Raw genomic sequence first — 21,226 nt, 5'->3', positions numbered from 1 at the left:
CCGCATCCAGGCGCCGGTCGGTGCACTCCACCGGCCGGCGCGAGTGTCGGTACAGGAGGACACAGATGTCCGATACCTTGGCCGCCGCCGAAGGCGGCGGGATCTCCCTCACCGGAGCCAATGTCACCTACGTCGTCATCGCCGCGGTGATCGCGCTGGTGGCGCTCGCCTTCGCGGCCGCGCTGACGAAGGCGGTGCTGGCGGCCGGCAAGGGCACCACCAACATGCAGGAGATCTCCGGGGCGGTCCAGGAGGGCGCCGCGGCCTACCTGCTCCGGCAGTTCCGCACCCTGGCGATCTTCGTGGTCATCGCCGTGGTGCTGCTCTTCCTGCTGCCGGTGCACGACACCGACGGCAGCGAGACCGCGGTGAAGATCGGCCGCTCGCTCTTCTTCGTGGTGGGTGCGCTGTTCAGCGCGTTCATCGGCGGGGCCGGCATGTGGCTGGCCACCCGGGCCAACCTGCGGGTGGCCGCCGCCGCCCGGGAGCGACAGGGCGGCCGGGAGGCGGCCATGAAGATCGCCTTCCGCACCGGTGGCGTGGTCGGCTTCCTCACCGTCGGCCTCGGCCTCTTCGGCGCCGCGCTGGTCGTGCTGATCTTCCAGGGCGACGCGCCGACCGTGCTGGAGGGCTTCGGCTTCGGCGCCGCGCTGCTGGCCATGTTCATGCGGGTCGGCGGCGGCATCTTCACCAAGGCCGCCGACGTCGGCGCCGACCTGGTCGGCAAGGTCGAGCAGGGCATCCCCGAGGACGACCCGCGCAACGCCGCCACCATCGCCGACAACGTCGGCGACAACGTCGGCGACTGCGCCGGCATGGCCGCCGACCTGTTCGAGTCGTACGCGGTCACCCTGGTCGCCGCGCTGATCCTCGGCCGGGCCGCGTTCGGCAACGAGGGCCTGGTCTTCCCGCTGATCATCTCCACCGTCGGCGTGCTCGTGGCGATCATCGGGGTCTTCATCACCCGGCTGCGCACCTCCGACCGCAACGGCCTGACCGCGATCAACCGGGCCTTCTACCTGTCCGCGGTGATCTCGGCGGTGCTGGTGGCGATCGCCGCGTTCGCGTACCTGCCGGCCACGTTCGGCGGCCTCGAGGGCGGCCTCACCAACGACGACGGCACCCCGATCGACGGCAACCCGCGCCTGGTGGCCATCGGCGCCGTGGTGATCGGCATCGTGCTCGCCGCCGCGATCCAGGCGCTGACCGGCTACTTCACCGAGACCAACCGGCGCCCGGTGCAGGACATCGGCAAGAGCTCGCAGACCGGGGCGGCCACCGTCATCCTCGCCGGCATCAGCGTCGGCCTGGAGTCGGCGGTCTACTCGGCGCTGCTGATCGGCGCCGGCGTCTTCGGCGCCTTCCTGCTCGGCGGCAGCTCGATCACGCTCTCCCTGTTCGCGGTGGCGCTGGCCGGCACCGGCCTGCTCACCACGGTCGGCGTGATCGTCGCGATGGACACCTTCGGCCCGATCTCCGACAACGCCCAGGGCATCGCCGAGATGTCCGGCGACATCGACGAGCACGGCGCGCGGACCCTCACCGAGCTGGACGCGGTCGGCAACACCACCAAGGCGATCACCAAGGGCATCGCGATCGCCACCGCGGTGCTCGCCGCGACCGCGCTCTTCGGCTCCTACACCGACACGCTACGCATCTCCTACCTGGACGCGGGGGTGGGTGACGCCGGCGCCGAGATCCTCAATGCGCTCAACGTGTCCAACCCGCGCAACCTGGTCGGCCTGATCATCGGCGCGGCGGTGGTCTTCCTCTTCTCCGGCCTGGCCATCAACGCGGTCTCCCGCTCGGCGGGCGCCGTGGTGATGGAGGTACGCCGGCAGTTCCGCGAGCTGCCCGGCATCATGGACCGCACCCAGCGCCCGGAGTACGGCAAGGTCGTCGACATCTGCACCCGGGACGCCCAGCGCGAGCTGATGACCCCCGGCCTGCTCGCCATCCTGGCGCCGATCGCGGTCGGCTTCGGCCTCGGGCCCGGCGCGCTGGCCGCGTACCTGGCCGGCGCGATCGGGGCCGGCACGCTGATGGCGGTCTTCCTGGCCAACTCCGGTGGCGCCTGGGACAACGCCAAGAAGCTGGTCGAGGACGGCGCGTACGGCGGCAAGGGCTCCGAGTCGCACGCCGCGACCGTCATCGGCGACACCGTCGGCGACCCGTTCAAGGACACCGCCGGCCCGGCCATCAACCCGCTGATCAAGGTGATGAACCTGGTCTCGCTGCTGATCGCCCCGGCCGTGGTGGCCTGGAGCGTGGGCGACGACCGGAACACCGGCCTGCGGATCGGCATCGCCGTGCTGGCCACGGCGATCATCGTGGCGGCCGTGGTGTTCAGCAAGCGCAAGGGCGTGGCGATGTCCGACTCGGACACCGACGCCGGTGCGGGCAGCCCGGACCAGCGACCGGAGCCGGTCAACGCCTGATCCGTACGCCCCACCCGGTCCCCGGTCGGCAGCCGCCGGCCGGGGACCGGCGTGTCCGGATCGGTGCCGCCCGGGCCGCCGCAGCCGCGTCCGGGGCGGCAAACCTGACCGGTGCCGCCACTCGACAGAGGTCGTACGCTGCAACGCATGCGTACGTGCCGGGCGGCAGCCGCCGGAAAGCTCACGGTGGTCGTGGCCACGCTCGTACTCGTCGTCGCCGGCTGTGGTGGCGGCCCCAGCCCGCGGGCGTGGGCGGCGTCGGTCTGCTCGGCGCTGACCCCGTGGCGGGCCGAGATCAACAAGCTGACCAGCAGCACCAACCAGCAGATGACCGCGCAGACCACGCCGGCGCAGGCCAAGGAGAACCTGGTGCGGCTCTTCGGCGGCGCCGAGCAGGCCAGCGAGACGGCCCGGCGCAAGGTCGAGCGGGCCGGCATCCCGGAGGCCGAGCACGGCGCCGAGGTGTCCGCGGGGTTCCGCGCCTCGCTGGCGAAGATGCGGGACGCCTACGGCAAGGCCCGGGACACCATCGACGGGCTGAGCACCGGCCAGGCCACCGTCTTCTACGACGGCGTCCGCGCCGCCGTGGACACCCTCAACAAGGAGTACGACGCGAGCGCGCTGGACACCAGCCGGCTCAACTCCGAGGAGTTGAAACAAGCCTTCGCCGAGGTGCCGGAGTGTCGCTGAGCGGGACCGGTGAGCCGCCGGACGGGCAGCCGCCCCCGGCGCTGTTCCCGGTGCCCGAGCCGACCCCGGCGGGGCGGGGACGGCCGGGTCGGCCCGATGACGGTCGGGCCCGGCGGGCCCAGGGCCGGCAACCCCCCGGCGCCCGGTCGACGGCGACCGCCGGTCGGGGCGAGGCGACCACCGAGGCCGGCGGCGGACCGGCCGGCCCGCCCGGTGCTGACCGGTCCGGTGCCGGCGACACCCCGGACGACGCCCGCCGGCAACTGGTCTTCTTCGGCGCCGAGACGGCCGACCCGTCCGTCGCCGACCTCGCCGGCCTGCTCGCCGGGCCCGGCGAGGTGGTCCGGATGGGTGGCACCGCCCGGCTGTCGGTGGTGGTGGACGCCGCCTGGCGGGTGCACGTCCTCGTCGCCGAGCTGGCGCTGCGCGGCCTCCCGGCCAGCTGGGAGGCGACCGGGGACGAGCGGCACGCGGTGCGTACCTCGTACACCCGGGCCCTGAAGCCGCTCGCGGCGGCCTGGCTGCGCGGCGCGGTGAAGCGGCCTCCGGCCGGCTTCCACCTCAACGGCCGGCGGCTGCGGCTCTGGCTGGCGGCGGCGGGGGTGGCGGAGCCGACCGGGTTCCTGCTCCGGCTCGGCGCGGCGGACGCGGAGTGCCAGGCGACGGTGGGGGCGGCGCTCGCCGCGGCCGGCCTGGCCGGGGCGCTCGAAGCGGAGGTGGGTGGCCCGGCGTACCGGATCACCGGACGCCGCCGGCTGGCCCGGCTGGCGGAGCTGGTCGGCGACCGGCCACCCGCCGCGCCGGTCACCGCCTGGCCGGTCCGGCCCTGACCCGCCCGGCCCGGGCCGTGATCGCCCAGGTGGCGCCGGTGTGTCCGGTCGGCGACAGTGAGGGTGGGGCGGGGCGGTTTGGGGTGGAAAACGGCCGGGTGGCGCCTCGGCCGAGGGTCCGCCATCGTCACAGTGTTCCGCTTCCGGGCCTACCCACGGTGTACGGTGGCGCCGTCCGGCAACCCCGGCCGCGCACCGGCGGCGGGCGACCGCCCCCTGCCGGGGCGGTTTGCCGCCCGCGAAACCCGAAACGCGGACGGCGCGTTACGTTGGACATCCGGACCGCCGGGCATCGGCGGGGCGAAGCCGGCCCGAACCGGACGCGGGCGGCCACGAGCAGGAGTGAGGTCGGGGAGAGACGTGCCGAGCAACGCTGGAACCACCCGTCTGGTCATCGTCGAGTCACCGGCGAAGGCCAAGACGATCTCGGGCTACCTCGGCCCGGGGTACGTCGTGGAGGCCAGCTTCGGCCACGTCCGGGACCTCCCGCGCAACGCCGCCGACGTGCCGGCCAAGTACAAGGGCGAGCCGTGGGCCCGGCTCGGGGTGGACGTCGACAACGGCTTCCACGCCCTCTACGTGGTCTCCGCCGACCGCAAGCAGCAGATCAGCAAGCTGGTGAAGCTGGCCAAGGAGGTCGACGAGATCTTCCTGGCGACGGACGAGGACCGCGAGGGCGAGGCGATCGCCTGGCACCTGGTGGAGACGCTCAAGCCCAAGGTGCCGGTCAAGCGGATGGTCTTCCACGAGATCACCAAGCCGGCCATCCAGGCGGCGGTGGCCAACCCGCGGGAGATCGACCGCGACCTGGTCGACGCCCAGGAGGCGCGGCGCATCCTCGACCGCCTCTACGGCTACGAGGTCTCCCCGGTGCTGTGGAAGAAGGTCATGCCGAAGCTCTCGGCGGGCCGGGTGCAGTCGGTGGCGACCCGGATCGTGGTCGAGCGCGAGCGGCAGCGGATGGCCTTCCGCACCGCCGAGTACTGGGACATCCTGGCCACCCTGGCCGTCGCCGGGGCCGGCGAGGGCCCGCGCAACTTCAACGCCACGCTGGTCGCGCTGAACGGCGACCGGATCGCCACCGGCAAGGACTTCGAGCCCACCACGGGCCGCGTGAAGCCCGGCGCCGGGGTGGTCCACCTCGACGAGGGAGGTGCCCGGGGTCTCGCGGCCCGCCTCGAAGGGCGGCCGTTCACCGTCACCCGGGTCGAGGAGAAGCCCTACCGCCGCCGCCCGTACGCGCCGTTCATCACCTCGACGCTCCAGCAGGAGGCGGCCCGCAAGCTGCGGTTCTCGTCCCAGCAGACGATGCGCACCGCGCAGCGGCTCTACGAGAACGGTTACATCACCTACATGCGTACCGACTCGGTGAACCTGTCGGAGACCGCCATCGCGGCGGCCCGCCGGCAGATCATCGAGCTGTACGGCGAGCGCAGCGTGCCGCCGGAGCCGCGCCGCTACACCGGCAAGGTGAAGAACGCGCAGGAGGCGCACGAGGCGATCCGCCCGGCGGGGGACAACTTCCGCACCCCGGGCGAGGTGGCCAAGGAGCTCTCCGCCGAGGAGTTCAAGCTCTACGAGCTGATCTGGCGGCGCACCATCGCCTCGCAGATGACCGACGCGGTCGGCTCCAGCGTCTCGGTGCGCATCCGCGCCGTCTCCTCCGCCCAGGAGGAGGCCGACTTCGGCGCCACCGGCAAGACCATCACCGACCCGGGCTTCCTGCGGGCGTACGTCGAGTCCAGCGACGACGAGAACGCCGAGGCCGAGGACGCCGAGCGGCGGCTGCCCACCCTGGTCAAGGACCAGCCGCTCACCGCCGAGGAGCTGGCCGCGCAGGGCCACCACACCCAGCCGCCCTCCCGGTACACCGAGGCGTCGCTGGTCAAGGCGCTCGAAGAGCTGGGCATCGGCCGCCCCTCGACGTACGCGTCGATCATGCAGACCATCCAGGACCGCGGGTACGTCTTCAAGCGCGGCCAGGCGATGATCCCCTCCTTCCTGGCGTTCGCCGTGATCGGGCTGCTGGAGCGGCACTACCCGCGGCTGGTCGACTACGACTTCACCGCCAGCATGGAGAACGAGCTGGACGAGATCGCCGGCGGTGACCACGCCGCGGTCGACTTCCTCACCGCGTTCTACTTCGGCAGCGCCAACGGCGCTGGCGACCAGGACATCGCCCGTTCCGGCGGGCTGAAGAAGCTGGTCACCGAGAACCTCAGCGAGATCGACGCGCGCAGCGTCAACTCCATCCCGCTGTTCACCGACGACGAGGGCCGCGAGGTCGTCGTCCGGGTGGGGCGGTACGGGCCGTACCTGCAGCGGGCGGTGCCGGGCGAGCAGCCCGCGCCGGCCGCCGAGGGCGAGGAGGGCGGCGGCCAGGGTGACCGGGCGCCGATCCCCGAGGGCCTGGCGCCGGACGAGCTGACCCCGGAGAAGGTGCACGAGCTGTTCCTCGGCGGCGGCGGCGAGCGCAAGCTCGGCGACGACCCGGCCACCGGGGAGCCGATCCTGCTCAAGTCCGGCCGGTTCGGCCCGTACGTGGCCAGCGGCGAGCGGAAGTCCTCGCTGCTGCGCTCGCAGTCGCCGGACTCGCTCACCTTCGACGACGCGCTCAAGCTGCTCAGCCTGCCCCGGCTGGTCGGCGTGGCGCCGGACGGTGTCGAGGTCTTCGCCAACAACGGCCGCTACGGCCCGTACGTCAAGCGCGGCGAGGAGTTCCGCTCGCTGGACTCCGAAGAGAAGATGTTCACCGTCACGCTGGACGAGGCGCTGGCCCTGCTGGCCGCCCCGAAGACCCGCCAGCGCCGGGCCGCCGCGCCGCCGCTGCGGGAGATGGGCGTCGACCCGCTCACCGAGAAGCCGCTGGTGATCAAGGACGGCCGGTTCGGCCCGTACGTCACCGACGGGGAGACGAACGCGTCGCTGCGCCGCGGCCAGACCCCGGAGGCGCTGAGCATCGAGGAGGCCTCCGAGATGCTCGCCGAGAAGCGCGCCAAGGGTCCGGCCCCGCGCAAGAAGGCGGCGGCGAAGAAGGCCCCGGCCAAGAAGGCGACGGCGACCAAGAAGACGGCCGCCGCCGCCAAGTCCACCGCCGCCAAGAAGACCACCACCGCCAAAACCACGGCAAAGAAGGCAACCCCCCGCAAGGCCACCACCCCCACCGAGTGACGTCCGGGATCTTGGAAGGAAACGGCCCCCGGAGGGGCCGAAACCTTCCAAGATCTGTAACGACTACGGCTTCAGCCGGGCCAGCCCGCGGCGCGCAGGGCGGCGCGGAGTTGGGTGATCACCTCGTGTGGACGGGTGCGGAGAGCCCAGGAGGGGAAGCGGAGCATCCGGTCGCCCTCGATCCAGACGGCGTTCTGCCGGCGCATGTCCGCCCACGCGTGCGCCGGGTCGAGGTGCTGGCCGCCGTCGATCTCCACGTGCACCTGCCACTCCTCGAAGTAGGCGTCGAGGTAGCGGCGTCGGCCTGCGGAATCGCGACGGACCCGCTGGCGGGTCGGCTCCGGCAGCTCGGCGCGGCGGACGAGACCCAGGAAGTCCAGTTCGTTCAGCGAGTGAGCACCACCGGCCGCGTCGGTGGCGGTGGCGAGGATCAGCCGCCGGCGCCGGATGCGGGGCAGCCGCTCGACAACCCGCTGCAGATCGTCACCACCGACGAGGCGTTGCTGGAAGGCGGCGGCGACGATCGAGCGGGCCTCGTCGTCGGTGGTCGCCCACTGGGCGGCGTCGACGATCGACCGGGCCGGCAATGTCCGACGCGGCTGGCCGACGGCCAGCACATCCTCCGGCCCGAGGCAGGTGGTCCGGTGCAGCAGCACCCCCTGCGGCAGTGGCCCACGTCGGCAGGTGGCCGGTAACAGTAGGTGGATGGCGCGGCGGTCGAATCCGCGTAGACCACCGGCCTGGGCGGCGGTCAGTCCGCCGAGCACGGACTGCGGCCCTGCCGCGAGAACGGCGACCCATCGGAGTTGGGCCGGGCTGACAGGTCCGTTGTGGGTGACGAACACGGCGCGGTGGACCTGCCGCCACCGGCGGGTCGTGACCCGGTGCCGGATCGCCTTGCGGGACAGGTGCCGCAGTGCCTGACCGAGGCTGATCATCTCCTCCTGACGGAAGAGCAACCAGGTCAACTCGTCGGCGTCATCAGCCGGAAGTGGCCGGTTCAACGCGGCCAGCGACAGCCGCCCCCGCGCTCCCACCCCGCCAGTCTCCCCGCCCTACCCCCTCCACCTCTGCCCCTGTGGACAACACTGAGATCTTGGAAGGAAGTGGCCCCTCCAGGGGCCCTTTCCTTCCAAGATCTCGATGGGAAGCTCAGGCGCCGAGGACTTGGGCGAGGTGGGGGTTGGTGAAGAGGCGGTGGGGGTCCAGGCGGTCGCGGATCGACTGGAAGTCCGCCCAGCGGGGGTACGCCGCCGCCAGTGACGCCGCGTCCCGGTAGTGCAGCTTGCCCCAGTGCGGGCGTCCGCCCAGGCCGGCGGCGACCCGCTCGAACTCGGCGAAGTACGGCTCGTACGGCATGCCCACGTACTGGTGGATCGCCAGGTACGCCGAGTCGCGGCCGTAGCCGTGCGACAGCCAGATGTCGTCGGCGGCGGTGAACCGGATCTCGACCGGGAAGAGCACCTTGAACGGCAGGCCGTCCACGATCCGCCGGAGCGCCGCCAGCGCCTCGGGCAGGGCGGCGCGCGGCACCGCGTACTCCATCTCCACGAAGCGGACCCGGCGCGGGGTGCAGAAGACCTGGTCGGAGCGGCCGGTGTAGCGGCGCTCGGTGAGCGCCCGGGCGGAGACCGCGCTGATCCCCGGGGCGAGCGCCGGCAGGGCGCGGCCCAGCCGGCAGGCGCCGGCGAAGACGGTGTTGGCCAGGAAGTCGTCGTCCAGCCAGCTGCGCAGCCGGGACAGCGGCCGGTCGTCGGCGGGCACCCGGTCGTTGGTCTTGAGCTGTACCCGGGCGGTGTACGGGAACCAGTAGAACTCCACGTGGTCGTGCGCCCCGATCAGGTCGGGCAGTTCGCCGAGCACCGCGTCCAGCGGGGCGGGCCGCTCGTGCGCGTACAGCACGAAGGCGTCCACGCAGCGCAGGGTCACCTCGACCAGCACGCCGAGCGCGCCGAGGGAGACCCGGGCGGCGGCGAACACGTCCGGGTGCTCGTCGGCCGAGCAGCGCAGCACCTCACCGGTGCCGGTGACCAGGGTGAGCGCCTCGACGAAGGTGGAGAGGCAGCCGTACCCGGCCCCGGTGCCGTGGGTGCCGGTGGAGATCGCCCCGGCGATCGTCTGCGCGTCGATGTCGCCGAGGTTGGGCAGGGCCAGCCCGTGCGCGGCGAGCAGCCTGTTGAGCGCGTGCAGCGTCATCCCGGCCGGTACGGTGACCAGCCGGCGCTCGGCGTCCACCCGGACGCCGGTGTCCAGCGCGTCCAGTTCCATCCGGTGACCGTGGGTGACCGCGACGGCGGTGAAGGAGTGCCCGCTGCCGACCGCCCGGATCCGCTGGCCGCCCGCCGCCGCGCCCCGGACGGCCTCGGCTACGTCGTCGACGGAGGTGGGGCGCAGGATGGTGGTGGCGGTGCTGCGCTGGTTGCCGGCCCAGTTGGACCAGGCGCTGGTGAGCGGTGCGGTGGCGGCCATCGGCGCTCCTCGACATGAATATGAACTGACTTCATATCAGGAACGTTGTACCTGGTAAATACCGCAATCGAGGTCCGCTCGTTGTACCGGTAGTCACGAACACGTGACGTGCAGATATGTTCATCCGTCGAAGGGGGGTGGCGCCGAGTGTCCACACCAGCCGCCACGACCGGGCCGCTGCGCCGCGTACCGGTGCAGGGTCGAAGTGTCGCGCGGGTCCAGCGGATGCTGGACGCCTGCGCCGAGCTCGTCGACGAGGTGGGGTACGAAGGACTGACCACGACCCTGCTCGCCGAGCGTGCCGAGGTGGCGATCGGATCGGTCTACCAGTTCTTTCCGGACAAGCGGGCGATCGTGCAGGCGTTGACCCTGCGCACGATGGAGTCCTACCTCCAGCGGCTCGACGAGCGGTTCGCCTCCGACGACCTGACCCACTGGTGGGACGGCGTCGACGCGGGGATCGACGAGTACATCACGATGCACCGCACCGTTCCGGGGTTCCGTACCCTGCACTTCGGCGACGTGGTCGACCTGCACCTGCTCGATGAGCAGCGGGACAACAACGGGGTGATCGCGGACCAGCTGGCCCGGGTCCTCACCGAGCGGTTCGGGCTGACCGACGTGCCCGAGCTGCGCTTCCATCTGGAGATCGCGGTGGAGGTGGCCGACGCGCTGATCAAGCTGGCGTTCCGTCGGCAGCCGGACGGCGACGAGCGGGTGCTGGCCGAGGCGAAGGCGCTGATCCGGGAGTACCTGCACCAGCAGGTCGACGGCCCGGTGAACGCCGCCCAGTCCGGCTGACCGGCAGCGCCGTCCCGGTGCGTGGGGCGGCGACGAACGGCCCGGAGTGCGCCGGGCGGTGGTGCGACGACGATCGGCCCGGGGTGCGACCGGGTGACGGTGCGAAAGACGGACAGCCCGGGGTGCGCCGGGAGATGGTGCGAACCGGCCCCGCGGTCCGCGGGGCCGGTGGCTCAGAGGAAGGCGTGGCCCTCGCCCCGGTAGGTGGGCACGGTCGCCACGACCGCCTCCCCCTCCACCAGGTGCAGCTCGTTGACGTGCTCGCAGAGCTCGCCGGCCTTGGCGTGCCGGAACCAGACCCGGTCGCCCACCCGCAGGGTGGTGGCCGCGGTACCGGCCAGCGGGGTCTGCACCTCGCCGGCGCCCTCGGTGCCGATCAGCTTCAGCCCGGCCGGCAGCCACGGTCGGGGGAGGCGGCTGGCGCCGGCCTGGCCGGAGGCGATCCAGCCGCCGCCGAGCACGGTGGCCAACCCCGGCGCCGGTCGGCGGACCACCGTGCAGGCGAAGAAGGCCGCCGGGGTGGGCCGCCAGGCCCGGTAGGCGTCGAACAGCGTCGGCCCGTACAGGCCCGATCCCGCGGTGACCTCCGTGACCGCGGGATCGGCGCTGGTCGCCGCCACGCTGCCGGTGCCACCGCCGTTGACGAACTCCAGCTCGGCGTGTTCGCGGACCGCGGCCACCGCCGCGCCCCGGCGGGCCAGCAGCTCGCGGTACGAGCCACGCTGGGCCAACCGGATCGCGGTGCCGAGCACCGCCTGCCCGGGCGGCGCGTCGCCCAGGCCGGCGATCTGCGCCTCGTACGCCATCAGGCCGACCAGCCGGAAGCCGGCGCGGCCGGCGACGGTGGCGGCGAGCGCGCCGGCGGCCCGGGCGCTGTGCACCGGCGAGCGGCGGACCCCGACGTGCACCCCGCGCAGCGGCCGCCACGAGGCGTCCAGGTCGAGGCAGACCCGCAGCTCGGGCCGGTGGGCCGGAGCGCGCACGGCGTCGACCAGGTCGAGCTGCTCGGTGCCGTCGATCATCAGGGTGATCGCGGCGGCGAGGGCCGGGTCGCCGGCCAGTTCGGCGAGCGCGCCCCGGTCGGCCGTCGGGTACGCGACCAGCACGTCGTCACTCACCCCCCGGCGGACCAGCCAGATCGCCTCGGGCAGGGTGAACGCCATCACCCCGTGCCAGCCCGGTCGCCCGAGCGCCCGGCCGATCAGGTCACGGCTGCGGACGGACTTGCTGGCGATCCGGACGGGTTTGCCGGCGGCGCGGTCGACCAGCGCGGTCGCGTTCGCGTCGAAGGCGGTCAGGTCGACCACCGCGTACGGCGGGTCGAGGTGGGCGGTCGCCCGATCGAGGCGCTCGCGCAGTTTGTCGCTTTCGGTGGCCACGTGTGCACGCTAACTGTCCGGCGGTCAATGCGAAATACCCTCGCGTCCGCCCGGCTGCGCATCGTCGTGCCGGCAGCCTAGGCTCGGCGAGCAGGAGAATGTCATCGGCGGGACGGTGTCCCACCGGGACTAGAGTGTTCCACCGGGGATGCCCAGCGATGGGCCGGCACGTGGAGGTACGGCCATCGAAAGCCAGTTCAACGGCGAGTCGCCCGGCGTGTCGCCGTCCCGGAACAACCCCGGCGGCCCGGCCGGCGCCCAGGCCGACCGGTCCGGCTACGGCGCGATCCGCTCGGTGCTGCGCATCCGACCGTTCCGCCGGCTCTGGATCGTGCTCGGTGCGGCCTCCTTCGGTGACTGGTTCGGGCTGCTCGCCACGTCGGTCTTCGCCGCCTCCCAGGTCGAGGGGAGCACCGCGAAGGGTGCCGCGTTCGGCATCGTCATCGCCATCCGGCTGCTGCCCGCGCTGTTGCTCGGCCCGATCGCCGGGGTGTTCGCCGACCGGTTCGACCGGCGCTGGACGATGGTCGTCTGCGACGTGCTGCGCTTCCTGCTCTTCGCGTCCATCCCGCTGGTCGCGCTGCTCGGCGCCAGCGGCGGCGTGGTGGTCGGCTGGGCCACCATCGCGACCTTCCTGATCGAGACGCTCACCTTGATGTGGATCCCGGCCAAGGAGGCCGCGGTCCCCAACCTGATCCCGCGGGCCAAGCTGGAGACCGCCAACCAGCTCACCCTGATCACCACGTACGGCCTCACCCCGATCCTCGCCGCGCTGGTCGCCGCGGCGCTGGACGCCGCCGTGCGGGCGGCGACCGGGGGAGCGGCGCCGAACTGGGCCGAGCCCGCCCAGTTGGCGCTCTGGTTCAACGCGTTCTCCCGGCTGGCCACCGCGCTGGTGGTGGCGTTCGGGATCAAGGAGATCAGCCAGGCGCAGGCCAGCGAGCGGGAGCGCACCGAGCAGAGCATGACCCGGCAGTTCGCCGAGGGGTGGCGGTTCATCGCGCAGACCCGGCTGGTGCGCGGCCTGGTGCTCGGCATCTTCGGCGCGTTCGCCGGCGGCGGCATCGTGATCGGCACGGCCCGGTTCTTCGCCGCCTCGCTGGGCGCCGGTGACGCCGCCTTCTACCTGCTCTTCGGCGCCATCTTCATCGGCCTCGCGCTCGGCATCGGGCTCGGCCCGATGATCGTCAAGGAGATGTCCCGCCGCCGCTGGTTCGGCATGAGCATCGTGCTGGCCAGCGCCGCGGTGATGACGCTGGCCTTCGCCATCCACCTGTCGATGGCGATGGTCGGCGCGATCCTGGTCGGCGCGGGCGCCGGGATGGCCTTCCTCTCCGGCACCACGCTGCTCGGTGGGGAGATCGCCGACGAGGTGCGCGGCCGGGTCTTCGCGGTGGTGCAGATCGGCACCCGGCTGGTGCTGATCCTGGCCATCGGCCTGAGCAGCCTGCTCGCCGGCGTCGGCGGCTCCCGCACGCTGGAGATCGCCGACCTGGGCGTCTCCATCTCCTCCACCCGGTTGCTGCTGCTCGCCGCCGGCGCCGCCGGCATCTTCGCCGGGATCAGCGCCTTCGGTCAGATGGACGACAAGAAGGGCGTGCCGGTCCTGGCCGACCTCTGGGGCTCGATCCGGGGCCGCCCGCTGATGCCGGCCGAGCCGTTCGTCTCCGCCGGGCTCTTCGTGGTCTTCGAGGGCGGCGAGGGCGCCGGCAAGTCCACCCAGCTCGGCGCGCTCGCCGAACGGCTGCGCGAGCAGGGGCGCGACGTGGTGGTCACCCGGGAGCCGGGGGCCACCGCGGTGGGCGAGCGGATCCGCTCGCTGCTGCTCGGCGCGCCCGGCTCCGACGTGCCGTCGCCGCGCGCCGAGGCGCTGCTCTACGCCGCCGACCGGGCGCACCACGTGGCCACCGTGGTCCGGCCGGCGCTGACCCGGGGCGCCGTGGTGATCAGCGACCGCTACGTCGACTCGTCCCTGGCGTACCAGGGGGCGGGGCGGACGCTGCCGGTCGACGAGGTCTCCTGGCTCTCCTCCTGGGCCACCGGCGGGCTCAAGCCCGACCTGGTGGTGCTGCTCGACGTCGACCCGCGGACCGGCCTGTCCCGGGTGGCCGCCCGTAACCAGGAGACCGACCACCTGGAGGCCGAGTCGGTCGCCTTCCACGAGCGGGTCCGGTACGCCTTCCTCGACCTCGCCGCCGCCGACCCGAAGCGCTACCTGGTGCTGGACGCGTCCCGGCCGGCCGAGGAGATCACCGGGCAGGTGGCCCGGCGGGTCGAGGAGCTGTTGGCCCCCGGCGGCATCGTGCACCCGCGCCCCGCGCAGGGGCCGGACACCTCGGTGCAGCCGGAGTTATCCGAATCGGAGCTGGTGACGATGGAGCATCGGACCTGATGCCGGACGTCTTCGCCGACCTGGTCGGGCAGGACGAGGCGGTCGACACGCTGCGCCGGGCCGCCGCCGCGGCGGCCGCCGTGCTGCGCCGTACCGCCGACGCCCCCGCTCCGGGGGCCGAAAAGGGCGCGTCCGGGGCCGGGATGACGCACGCCTGGATCTTCACCGGGCCGCCCGGCTCGGGGCGGTCGGTGGCCGCCCGCGCCTTCGCCGCCGCCCTGCAGTGCGTGCACGGCACCGGCTGCGGCGAGTGCCCCGGCTGCCACACCACCATGGCCGGTACCCACGCCGACGTGCGGCTGGTGGTGCCGGAGGGGCTCTCCATCTCCGTCGGCGAGATGCGCGCGCTGGTGCTGCGCGCGGCCAGCACCCCGTCCGGCGGGCGCTGGCAGGTGGTGATCATCTCCGACGCCGACCGGCTCACCGAGGCGGCCGGCAACGCCCTGCTCAAGGCCGTCGAGGAACCGCCGCCGCGGACGGTCTTCCTGCTCTGCGCCCCGTCCACCCACCCGGACGACGTCTCGGTGACCATCCGGTCGCGCTGCCGGGTCGTACCGCTGCGGCAGCCGCCGGCCGAGGCGGTGGCCGAGGTGCTGGTCCGTCGGGACGGCATCGCGCCCGACGTGGCGGTCTGGGTGGCGGCCGCCGCCCAGGGGCACGTGGGGCGGGCCCGGCGGCTGGCCCGCGACCCGGAGGCCCGCAACCGGCGGGAGGCGGTGCTGGCGGTGCCGCGCCGGCTCACCGGGGTGGGCGCCGCCTTCGACGCGGCGTCGGCGCTGATCGAGGCGGCCGAGGCGGAGGCCGAGGCGTCGGTGGCCGAGGCCGACGCGGCCGAACGGGCGGCGCTGGAGACCGCGCTCGGCGCGGGCGGCACCGGGCGCGGCGCGGCGGGCGCCCTGCGGGGTGCCGCGGGGCAGCTCAAGGAGTTGGAGAAGCGGCAGAAGTCGCGGGCCACCCGGGCCCAGCGGGACGCGCTGGACCGGGCCCTGGTCGACCTGGCCGGCTTCTACCGGGACGCGCTCACCAGGGCGCTGGGCGCCCCCGTCGCGCCCGTGCACACCGACACCGCCGCCCTGGCCGAGGCCGGCGCCCGCAAGTGGGACGCCGAGGGCGCGCTGCGCCGCCTGGAGGCGGTGCTGGCCTGCCGGGCGGCGATCGAGGCGAACGTCAAGCCGCGGATCGCCGTCGAGGCGATGATGCTCTCCCTCTGGAAGGGCTGACCTCCGCTCCGAATCCCCGCACGACCTCGCCCGGATGAGGTCCCGCGCGCCGGACCGGTCGTCCACAGGCATCGACAGGCGCAATTGCTGTGCGGTACGGTCCGGTGTGCCGTGACGGTGGCGGCACGCAGAGTGATGACTGTCCGGGGAGGAGCCCGCCGATGCCACGGGGGGAGATCGACGAAGCCTGGATCGAGGAGGCGGTGCGGCGCTACCGCCGGATCGAGTCCCTGTCGGCCGAGTTCGACCAGGCGGTGTCGACGGTCGAGGTCACCGTCCGGTCGCCGGACGGGCTGGTCGAGGTGGTGGTGACCGCCGGTGGGCGGATCACCGACGTGCGCTTCCTCGGCCCGCTGCACACCCGCCACCCGCGCGACGTCGCCGGTTCCGTGCAGGCCGCGGTCACCGCGGCGGCCGACGCCGCCCAGTGGGCCCGGGAGAAGCTGCACAACGAGACGTTCAACGCCTACCGGCCGCTGGCGGGGGCCTGAGATGGAGACGCTGCGCGTCCTCGCCGCCCGCCTGGACGAGGCGGGCGCCACCCTGGCCGCCCTCTCCCGCACGGTCACCGCCGGCGACCCGCCGCAGGCCGCGTTCGGCGCCGACGCGCCCGGCCGCCCCGGCGAGATCGGGCGGGCGCTGCACCGGCAGTGGGTCGCCGCCACCGGCGACCGCGCCCGCGAGGCGCACGCCGCCGCGGCCCGGCTGGCCGCCGCGGCCACCGCGGTACGGGACGCCGCGGACGGCTACGCCGCCGTCGACGACTCGGCCGGTCGCCGGCTGGCCGGGGAGGCGTGATGGACGCGTTGGACCGGCTCGCCGAACCCGGCCTCGACCTGCTGCGCCGGGTCGACACGCTGCTCGCCGCGGGGGCGCCGGAGGGGCACCGGGTGTGGCCGCTGCTGCGCCGGATGCAGGTGCTCCCCGGTGAGGCGGTCCGCGGCTTCCTCGACCTGCGTCCCGCGCCGCTGGCTGCCGCCGGCCACGCGGTGCGCCGGCACGTCCGGGCGTACGACGAGGTCGGGGCCGCGTTGACCGACCCGGTCCTCTGGTCCGGGCCGGCCGCCGGCGAGTACGGGCAGGCGCGGACGGCCCTGCTGCGCCAGCTGGACGAGGGGCCGGAGAGCCTCGTCGGGCGGTTGGAGTCGACGGCCGGCTACGCCGACGCGCTGGCCGACTGGGTGGAGGGCAGCCGGCTCGCGCTGGCCCGGGCCCTGGCCGACGTGCTCCGCTCGGCCGAGGCGGTGGCCGTCGTCGCGGCGACCGCGATGCCCGGCGCGGTCACGCCGCCCCGGCCGACCGGCCCCGGCGGGGTGGCGGCCGCCGAGATAGCCGCCCGGGTGCTCGCCGTGCTCTGCGTCGCGTACGACGGGGCGGAGACGCTGCTGCGCCAGTGGGGGCCGAGCCTGGCCGAGTCCCGCTGGCGGGCGCCGGTGGTCGAGCGGACCCGCTACGACAGCCCCACCCGGGTCGGCTGGTAGCGATCCCGACCGGTCGCCGCTGGTGCCGTCGGCCGTCCGGCGGTCGTCCCGCCCGGTCCGGCGGTCGTCCCCGCCCGGTCCGGCGGTCGTCCCCGCCCGGTCCGGCGGTCGGCTCCGGACCCGGCGGTCGCGGCGCCGGTCGCCGTGGGCTGCCGGGTACACGGCACACGGCGTCGCGCTCGGGAGCCTCATCCGACTCCGGCAGCGACGCCGTGGCCTTCCCCCTGCACCCCCCGCAGGTCTGCCCTTCACTCAACGCCTCCGACGGGCGTTTGTCCCCTCCGGGCGGCCGGATTCAGCCGTCCGGGCGAGGATCAACGGCACGACGAGGTGGGCGGGGCATCGGTCGAGTCGACGAACATGGATGGCTGCACGGCGTAGTCGGGTGGCGACGCCCGGGCGGGCCGGGACCGGCCGACCGTCGTAGGGTGAGAGACATGGGCATGCTCTGCGCGGTCAGCTTCCAGCGGTACGGGCGCCTCTACTACCTCGACCCCGGCGAGCTGCGCCCGCAGGTGGGCGACAAGGTGCTCGTGCCCACCGACGACGGGCCCGAGGTGGCCGAGTGCGTCTGGGCCGCGCAGTGGGTAACCGAGGACACCGCCGGCTTCCCCCGGCTGGCCGGGTTGGCCCAGGAGGAGGACCTGCGCCGCGACGAGGCGCTGCGCCGGCGCAAGGCCGAGGCGAAGGTCGCGGCGAAGCGGCTGATCCGGGAGCACGGCCTGCCGATGAAGGTGGTGGCCGTCGACCACGTGCTCGGCGGCGGTGAGGGCGGCGGCGAGCGGAGCACGATCTACTTCACCGCCCCGCACCGGGTGGACTTCCGCTCGCTGGTCCGCGACCTCGGCGCGACCCTGCACTGCCGGGTCGAGCTGCGCCAGCTCTCCGCCCGCGACTCGGCGCGGGTGCAGGGCGGCATCGGCTCCTGCGGCCGGGACCTGTGCTGCGCCACCTTCCTCACGGACTTCGAGCCGGTCACCATCCGGATGGCCAAGGACCAGGACCTGCCGCTGAACCCGCTGCGCATCTCCGGCGCCTGCGGTCGGCTGATGTGCTGCCTGAAGTACGAGCACCCGCTCTACCAGCGGTTCCAGGAGTCCGCCCCGACGATCGGCGCGCGGGTGTCGACGCCCGAGGGCGAGGGCCGGGTGGTCGGCCACAGCGTCCCCCGCGACTCGGTCACGGTGCGCCTCGACGCCGACGGCTCCCGCTGCTCCTGCTCCCGCGCCTCCGTCTGCGCCCCCCGCCAAGCCCACGACCAGCACTACAACCCCTAACCCCTCCCCCGCCCCCCGCCCCCCGGGGGGCCCGCCCCGTTGATCATGAGGTTTGCGGCGAAGTTGATCGCGGATGGCGCCGCCAACCTCATGATCAATGAGTGGGACGGCGGGGGTCAGGGGAGGGTGATGGGGGGTTCGGCCAGGCGGGGGGTGAGGGGGGTTTTGGGGGTCAGCCAGGAGGACTGGGGGGACTGGTCGGGGTTGACCTGCCAGTCGCGGGCGACCCGGTCCACCGCGATCGGGTAGATGGTGAGCGTGCCGTCGGGGTCGATGCGGAGCCGGAGGAACGCCTTCGCGTCCTCGATGCCCTGGCCGGCGAAGAGCTCGTTGACGTTCACCCCGAACGCCCCGGCCACCAGCAGGTACGCCGCCACCAACTGGCTCGCCACCAGCCCGCTCACCGGGCCGTACAGCACCGCCGCGGCGACCAGCGGCAGCGGCCACGGCCAGTCGTGGAAGGGCAGCGCCAGCCACGCCCAGGTGCCGGCGGCGGCCAGCCCGAGGTGCGCCATCCCGTGGCCCACGCCGAGGATCCAGTGCCGGGCGTGCCGTTTGCCGCCGGCGCTGGGCGGCTTGGCGAAGAAGGCCGCGCCGACCAGTGTCACCAGCAGCATCACCACCAGCGGCAGGCTGAACAGCCGCTGCTCGGTGCCGCTCGGGTTCGCCACCACCGCCCCCATGGCCAGCATCAGCAGCGTGTGCAGGGTGCCGAGCAGGGTGGTGAAGCCCGGGTTGCGCAACGGCAGCCGGGGGAAGATGCCCCAGGCGTAGCGCCGGGAGCGGTCCGCGTCCGGGTAGCGGCCCGCCAGGTCGTACGGGCGGCTCGGGCTGGCGCGCCGGGCCAGGGTGTCGCGCGGCGGCACCTCGATCCGCTCCGGGAGCTTGTGCGTGGGGTAGAGGTACGCGCCACCGCTGCCGCAGGTGATCAGCTGCCGGTCCGGGCCGGCGTACCGGGCGTAGTGGTGCAGGTCGCCGGAGATGAGCAGCCGCACCTGCGCCCCGGTCGGCGCCACGATGGTCCGGATGAAGTAGTCGATCGAGTCGTACGCCGTGGGGTGGTCGACGGCCTTGACCCAGGTCGGCGCCGGCACGGCCAGGATCACCCTGCTCTGCGGGCCCAGCTTCTCGGCCACCGTGTCGAAGTAGGTCAGCTGCGGGTCGTCCAGGTACGAGCCGGACTGGTCGTCGAGGCCGAGCAGCCACCAGTCGGCGGGCAGCTCGACCGCGAAGTACGAGCGGGACTGGCCGGTCGCCCAGCCGCCGAAGTGCCGGTCCCGGGAGCGGACGAAGAGCCGCAGGAAGGCGGTCAGGCCGTCGTACCAGTCGTGGTTGCCGGGCACCGCGAAGAGGGTGGGCCGCTCGGGCGGCGTGCCCGGCAGCGCGGCCTGGTACGGGCCCTTGCAGCGGTCCTCGTACGCCTCGAAGGCGGCCGACGGGTAGACCTGGTCGCCGCCCATCACCAGGGTCTGCGCCCGGGGCAGCCGGTGCCCGTCCACCTCGAGTTCCGGCTGGGCGAGCAGGTACGCGACCGAGTAGGTGGCGTTGAAGCCGTCGCCCAGGTCGGCCACGTAGTCCAGCCAGAGCCCGCCGTCCGGCCCGACCTGCCGTTCGATCCGGGCCTCGAGGGAGTTCTGCAGCTCCCGTTTGTCCAGGTACGCCCCGAAGAGCATGGCCAGCAGCGTACGGATGCCGGTGCTGATCAGCAGGAACGGCGCGAGCCACGGAACCGGCTTGCGCGGGGTGAAGCCCAGCTCCAGGGGGTCGGTCGAACGCGGCCGGCGCGCCGGCCGACCGCCGGCCGCCTCGCCGGGATGCGGGCCCGGCGCCGGGGGGTGATCGTCGGTCACCCGCCGCAGCGTAGTCCCACCCGACGAGCGCCGCTGTCCGGCGAACGTACGGATCGTGCCGGATGTCCGGGTCGCCTCCGGTGGGTATCCCGTTCGGCTGGGCCGGGCCGGGTGCCGTACACTTGACGATCGTTGCCGCCTTAGCTCAGTCGGCTAGAGCGACGCACTCGTAATGCGTAGGTCGACGGTTCGATTCCGTCAGGCGGCTCGGTACAGAAGCCCAGGTCATCGACCTGGGCTTCGCCGTTTTCCAAGGTCGATAACGCCGCCGCCGACCGTGCCAGTCCGCAAATAGTCCGCATCCCGCGCCGTGACCGCCTCGTCCAGCCGGTTGGCGACGGCGTCCAGGTCGTCACCGAAGAGGCCGGCGTACACGTCCAGCGTCATCGACGCCGAGGCGTGCCCGAGCATCCGCTGCACCGCCTTGACGTTGGCGCCCGCCGCCACGGCCAGGCTCGCCGCCGTGTGTCGCAGGTCGTGCGGAGTCAGACCGGCCAGCCCGACCGATGCCGCAGCCGGCGCGAAGACCCGGGACCGGAAGTTGGTGTTGCGTAGCGGTCCGCCGTTCGGCGCGGTGAACACCAGCGCATCCCGACGCTTCCCGGCGACGTGCGCGGCCAGTTCGTCGACGAGGAAGCGCGGGATTGGCACGGACCGGCGCTGGTGGTTCTTCGGCGTCCCCTCGACCAGTTCCCCGCCGACCTCCGCGAAGGCCACGGCGACCGTCACCCGGCGCCGCAGCAGATCCAGCCGCGACACCCGCAGCGCGGATGCCTCACCCCACCGCAGCCCGGTGTAGGCGAGGAACCGTACGAGCAGCCCGTACCGCCCGCACGCCTCCGCGAGCCTCGCCACTTGGTCGTGGTCGAGGAACACCGGTTCCTCCCGCACCACCCGAGGCAGCCGCACGCCCTCTGCTGGATTCCGGGACATGCGACCGTCCCGCACGGCGTGAGCCAGGGCCAGTGACAGCACCCGGTGCGCGTACCGGACCGTTGCCGGCGCGAGGCCGGACGCGGTGAGCCGCTGCACCCAGGCCGCAACCTCCGCGTACGAGACTGCCGACAGCGGGCTTTCTTCCCAGGTCGGAAGGATCTGCCGTCGCAGCGCTAGTTCGTACCGGGCGCGAGTCGACGGCTTGAGCTGTACCTGAGCCGCCATCCACTGCGCCGCCCACGCGCCCACCGTCACCCGCGCCCGAGCCGGATCGATCCAGTCACCCCGAGAG

16 protein-coding genes and 1 tRNA gene are annotated in these 21,226 nt (G+C 73.7%); 12 read left to right on the top strand and 5 right to left on the bottom strand.

Going from position 1 to position 21,226, the window contains the following annotated elements:
* The first annotated feature begins 65 nt into the window (after window positions 1-65).
* The 4 genes from AC1WTP_RS28800 to topA all read left to right on the top strand — a co-directional run bounded on the left by AC1WTP_RS28800 (window position 66) and on the right by topA (window position 7,129).
* Window positions 66-2,438, top strand: a complete 2,373-nt coding sequence (locus AC1WTP_RS28800; RefSeq protein ID WP_481652382.1) for a sodium-translocating pyrophosphatase — start codon at window positions 66-68, stop codon at window positions 2,436-2,438.
* 147 nt (window positions 2,439-2,585) lie between these two features.
* The gene (locus tag AC1WTP_RS28795) at window positions 2,586-3,128 is read left to right on the top strand and encodes a hypothetical protein (protein ID WP_481652381.1); all 543 of its coding nucleotides are present in this window, start codon (window positions 2,586-2,588) and stop codon (window positions 3,126-3,128) included.
* Window positions 3,119-3,958 (top strand): hypothetical protein, encoded by an 840-nt coding sequence (locus tag AC1WTP_RS28790; protein ID WP_481652380.1) that lies wholly within the window; start codon window positions 3,119-3,121, stop codon window positions 3,956-3,958. The genes AC1WTP_RS28795 and AC1WTP_RS28790 overlap by 10 nt, the downstream gene beginning before the upstream one ends.
* A gap of 360 nt (window positions 3,959-4,318) precedes the next feature.
* On the top strand, window positions 4,319-7,129 hold the full coding sequence (gene topA / locus AC1WTP_RS28785; RefSeq protein WP_481652379.1) for a type I DNA topoisomerase: 2,811 nt from the start codon (window positions 4,319-4,321) through the stop codon (window positions 7,127-7,129).
* Between the two features lie 71 nt (window positions 7,130-7,200).
* Here topA and AC1WTP_RS28780 read toward each other — a convergent pair whose 3' ends face one another.
* Together AC1WTP_RS28780 and AC1WTP_RS28775 are read right to left on the bottom strand one after the other, a co-directional pair.
* Window positions 7,201-8,166, bottom strand: a complete 966-nt coding sequence (locus tag AC1WTP_RS28780) for a DUF559 domain-containing protein (protein WP_481652378.1) — start codon at window positions 8,164-8,166, stop codon at window positions 7,201-7,203.
* 115 nt (window positions 8,167-8,281) lie between these two features.
* Entirely contained in the window at window positions 8,282-9,598 is a 1,317-nt protein-coding gene (locus AC1WTP_RS28775; protein ID WP_481652377.1) for a D-arabinono-1,4-lactone oxidase, read from the bottom strand.
* A gap of 225 nt (window positions 9,599-9,823) precedes the next feature.
* Between AC1WTP_RS28775 and AC1WTP_RS28770 the strand changes: the two genes are divergently transcribed.
* Window positions 9,824-10,399 (top strand): TetR/AcrR family transcriptional regulator, encoded by a 576-nt coding sequence (locus AC1WTP_RS28770; RefSeq protein ID WP_447136593.1) that lies wholly within the window; start codon window positions 9,824-9,826, stop codon window positions 10,397-10,399.
* A gap of 173 nt (window positions 10,400-10,572) precedes the next feature.
* On the opposite strand, the gene AC1WTP_RS28765 is transcribed toward AC1WTP_RS28770, so the two are convergent.
* Window positions 10,573-11,778: an amino acid deaminase/aldolase gene (locus AC1WTP_RS28765; RefSeq protein WP_481652376.1), complete on the bottom strand. Its 1,206-nt coding sequence runs from the start codon at window positions 11,776-11,778 to the stop codon at window positions 10,573-10,575.
* Between the two features lie 148 nt (window positions 11,779-11,926).
* Here AC1WTP_RS28765 and tmk point away from each other — a divergent pair, with 148 nt between their 5' ends.
* The 6 genes from tmk to AC1WTP_RS28735 all read left to right on the top strand — a co-directional run bounded on the left by tmk (window position 11,927) and on the right by AC1WTP_RS28735 (window position 18,148).
* Complete coding sequence (gene tmk, locus AC1WTP_RS28760; protein WP_481652375.1) at window positions 11,927-14,170, top strand: dTMP kinase; 2,244 nt, start codon at window positions 11,927-11,929, stop codon at window positions 14,168-14,170.
* Window positions 14,170-15,390, top strand: coding sequence for a DNA polymerase III subunit delta' (locus AC1WTP_RS28755; protein ID WP_481652374.1), 1,221 nt, complete (start codon window positions 14,170-14,172; stop codon window positions 15,388-15,390). Before tmk ends, AC1WTP_RS28755 begins: the two co-directional genes overlap by 1 nt.
* A gap of 161 nt (window positions 15,391-15,551) precedes the next feature.
* On the top strand, window positions 15,552-15,881 hold the full coding sequence (locus tag AC1WTP_RS28750) for a YbaB/EbfC family nucleoid-associated protein (protein WP_481652373.1): 330 nt from the start codon (window positions 15,552-15,554) through the stop codon (window positions 15,879-15,881).
* Window position 15,882: 1 nt separating this feature from the next.
* Window positions 15,883-16,188, top strand: coding sequence for a hypothetical protein (locus tag AC1WTP_RS28745; protein ID WP_481652372.1), 306 nt, complete (start codon window positions 15,883-15,885; stop codon window positions 16,186-16,188).
* Window positions 16,188-16,871, top strand: coding sequence for a hypothetical protein (locus AC1WTP_RS28740; RefSeq protein WP_481652371.1), 684 nt, complete (start codon window positions 16,188-16,190; stop codon window positions 16,869-16,871). Before AC1WTP_RS28745 ends, AC1WTP_RS28740 begins: the two co-directional genes overlap by 1 nt.
* A 437-nt stretch (window positions 16,872-17,308) precedes the next feature.
* Window positions 17,309-18,148: a PSP1 domain-containing protein gene (locus AC1WTP_RS28735; RefSeq protein WP_481652400.1), complete on the top strand. Its 840-nt coding sequence runs from the start codon at window positions 17,309-17,311 to the stop codon at window positions 18,146-18,148.
* Window positions 18,149-18,264: 116 nt separating this feature from the next.
* On the opposite strand, the gene AC1WTP_RS28730 is transcribed toward AC1WTP_RS28735, so the two are convergent.
* The gene (locus AC1WTP_RS28730) at window positions 18,265-19,998 is read right to left on the bottom strand and encodes a metallophosphoesterase family protein (RefSeq protein ID WP_481652370.1); all 1,734 of its coding nucleotides are present in this window, start codon (window positions 19,996-19,998) and stop codon (window positions 18,265-18,267) included.
* Between the two features lie 134 nt (window positions 19,999-20,132).
* On the opposite strand from AC1WTP_RS28730, the gene AC1WTP_RS28725 reads away from it, so the two are divergent.
* A tRNA-Thr gene (locus AC1WTP_RS28725) sits at window positions 20,133-20,206 on the top strand.
* A gap of 17 nt (window positions 20,207-20,223) precedes the next feature.
* Here AC1WTP_RS28725 and AC1WTP_RS28720 read toward each other — a convergent pair.
* Window positions 20,224-21,159 carry a tyrosine-type recombinase/integrase gene (locus AC1WTP_RS28720; RefSeq protein ID WP_481652369.1) on the bottom strand — a complete coding sequence of 312 codons (936 nt, stop codon included), beginning with the start codon at window positions 21,157-21,159 and terminating at the stop codon, window positions 20,224-20,226.
* Between the last annotated feature and the right edge of the window lie 67 nt (window positions 21,160-21,226).

It is taken from the genome of Micromonospora sp. R311 (assembly GCF_056780015.1).
The sequence above is the reverse complement of the archived record's forward strand: the minus strand, read 5'-3'. Positions and strand labels throughout refer to the sequence as shown.

Coding starts and splice junctions, on each gene's coding strand:
- AC1WTP_RS28800 (WP_481652382.1), top strand. CDS start 66: ATGTCCGATACCTTGGCCGCCGCCGAAGGCGGCGGGATCTCCCTCACC.
- AC1WTP_RS28795 (WP_481652381.1), top strand. CDS start 2,586: ATGCGTACGTGCCGGGCGGCAGCCGCCGGAAAGCTCACGGTGGTCGTG.
- AC1WTP_RS28775 (WP_481652377.1), bottom strand. CDS start 9,598: ATGGCCGCCACCGCACCGCTCACCAGCGCCTGGTCCAACTGGGCCGGC.
- AC1WTP_RS28770 (WP_447136593.1), top strand. CDS start 9,824: ATGCTGGACGCCTGCGCCGAGCTCGTCGACGAGGTGGGGTACGAAGGA.
- tmk (WP_481652375.1), top strand. CDS start 11,927: ATGCCCAGCGATGGGCCGGCACGTGGAGGTACGGCCATCGAAAGCCAG.
- AC1WTP_RS28755 (WP_481652374.1), top strand. CDS start 14,170: ATGCCGGACGTCTTCGCCGACCTGGTCGGGCAGGACGAGGCGGTCGAC.
- AC1WTP_RS28750 (WP_481652373.1), top strand. CDS start 15,552: ATGCCACGGGGGGAGATCGACGAAGCCTGGATCGAGGAGGCGGTGCGG.
- AC1WTP_RS28745 (WP_481652372.1), top strand. CDS start 15,883: ATGGAGACGCTGCGCGTCCTCGCCGCCCGCCTGGACGAGGCGGGCGCC.
- AC1WTP_RS28740 (WP_481652371.1), top strand. CDS start 16,188: ATGGACGCGTTGGACCGGCTCGCCGAACCCGGCCTCGACCTGCTGCGC.
- AC1WTP_RS28735 (WP_481652400.1), top strand. CDS start 17,309: ATGGGCATGCTCTGCGCGGTCAGCTTCCAGCGGTACGGGCGCCTCTAC.
- AC1WTP_RS28720 (WP_481652369.1), bottom strand. CDS start 21,159: ATGGCGGCTCAGGTACAGCTCAAGCCGTCGACTCGCGCCCGGTACGAA.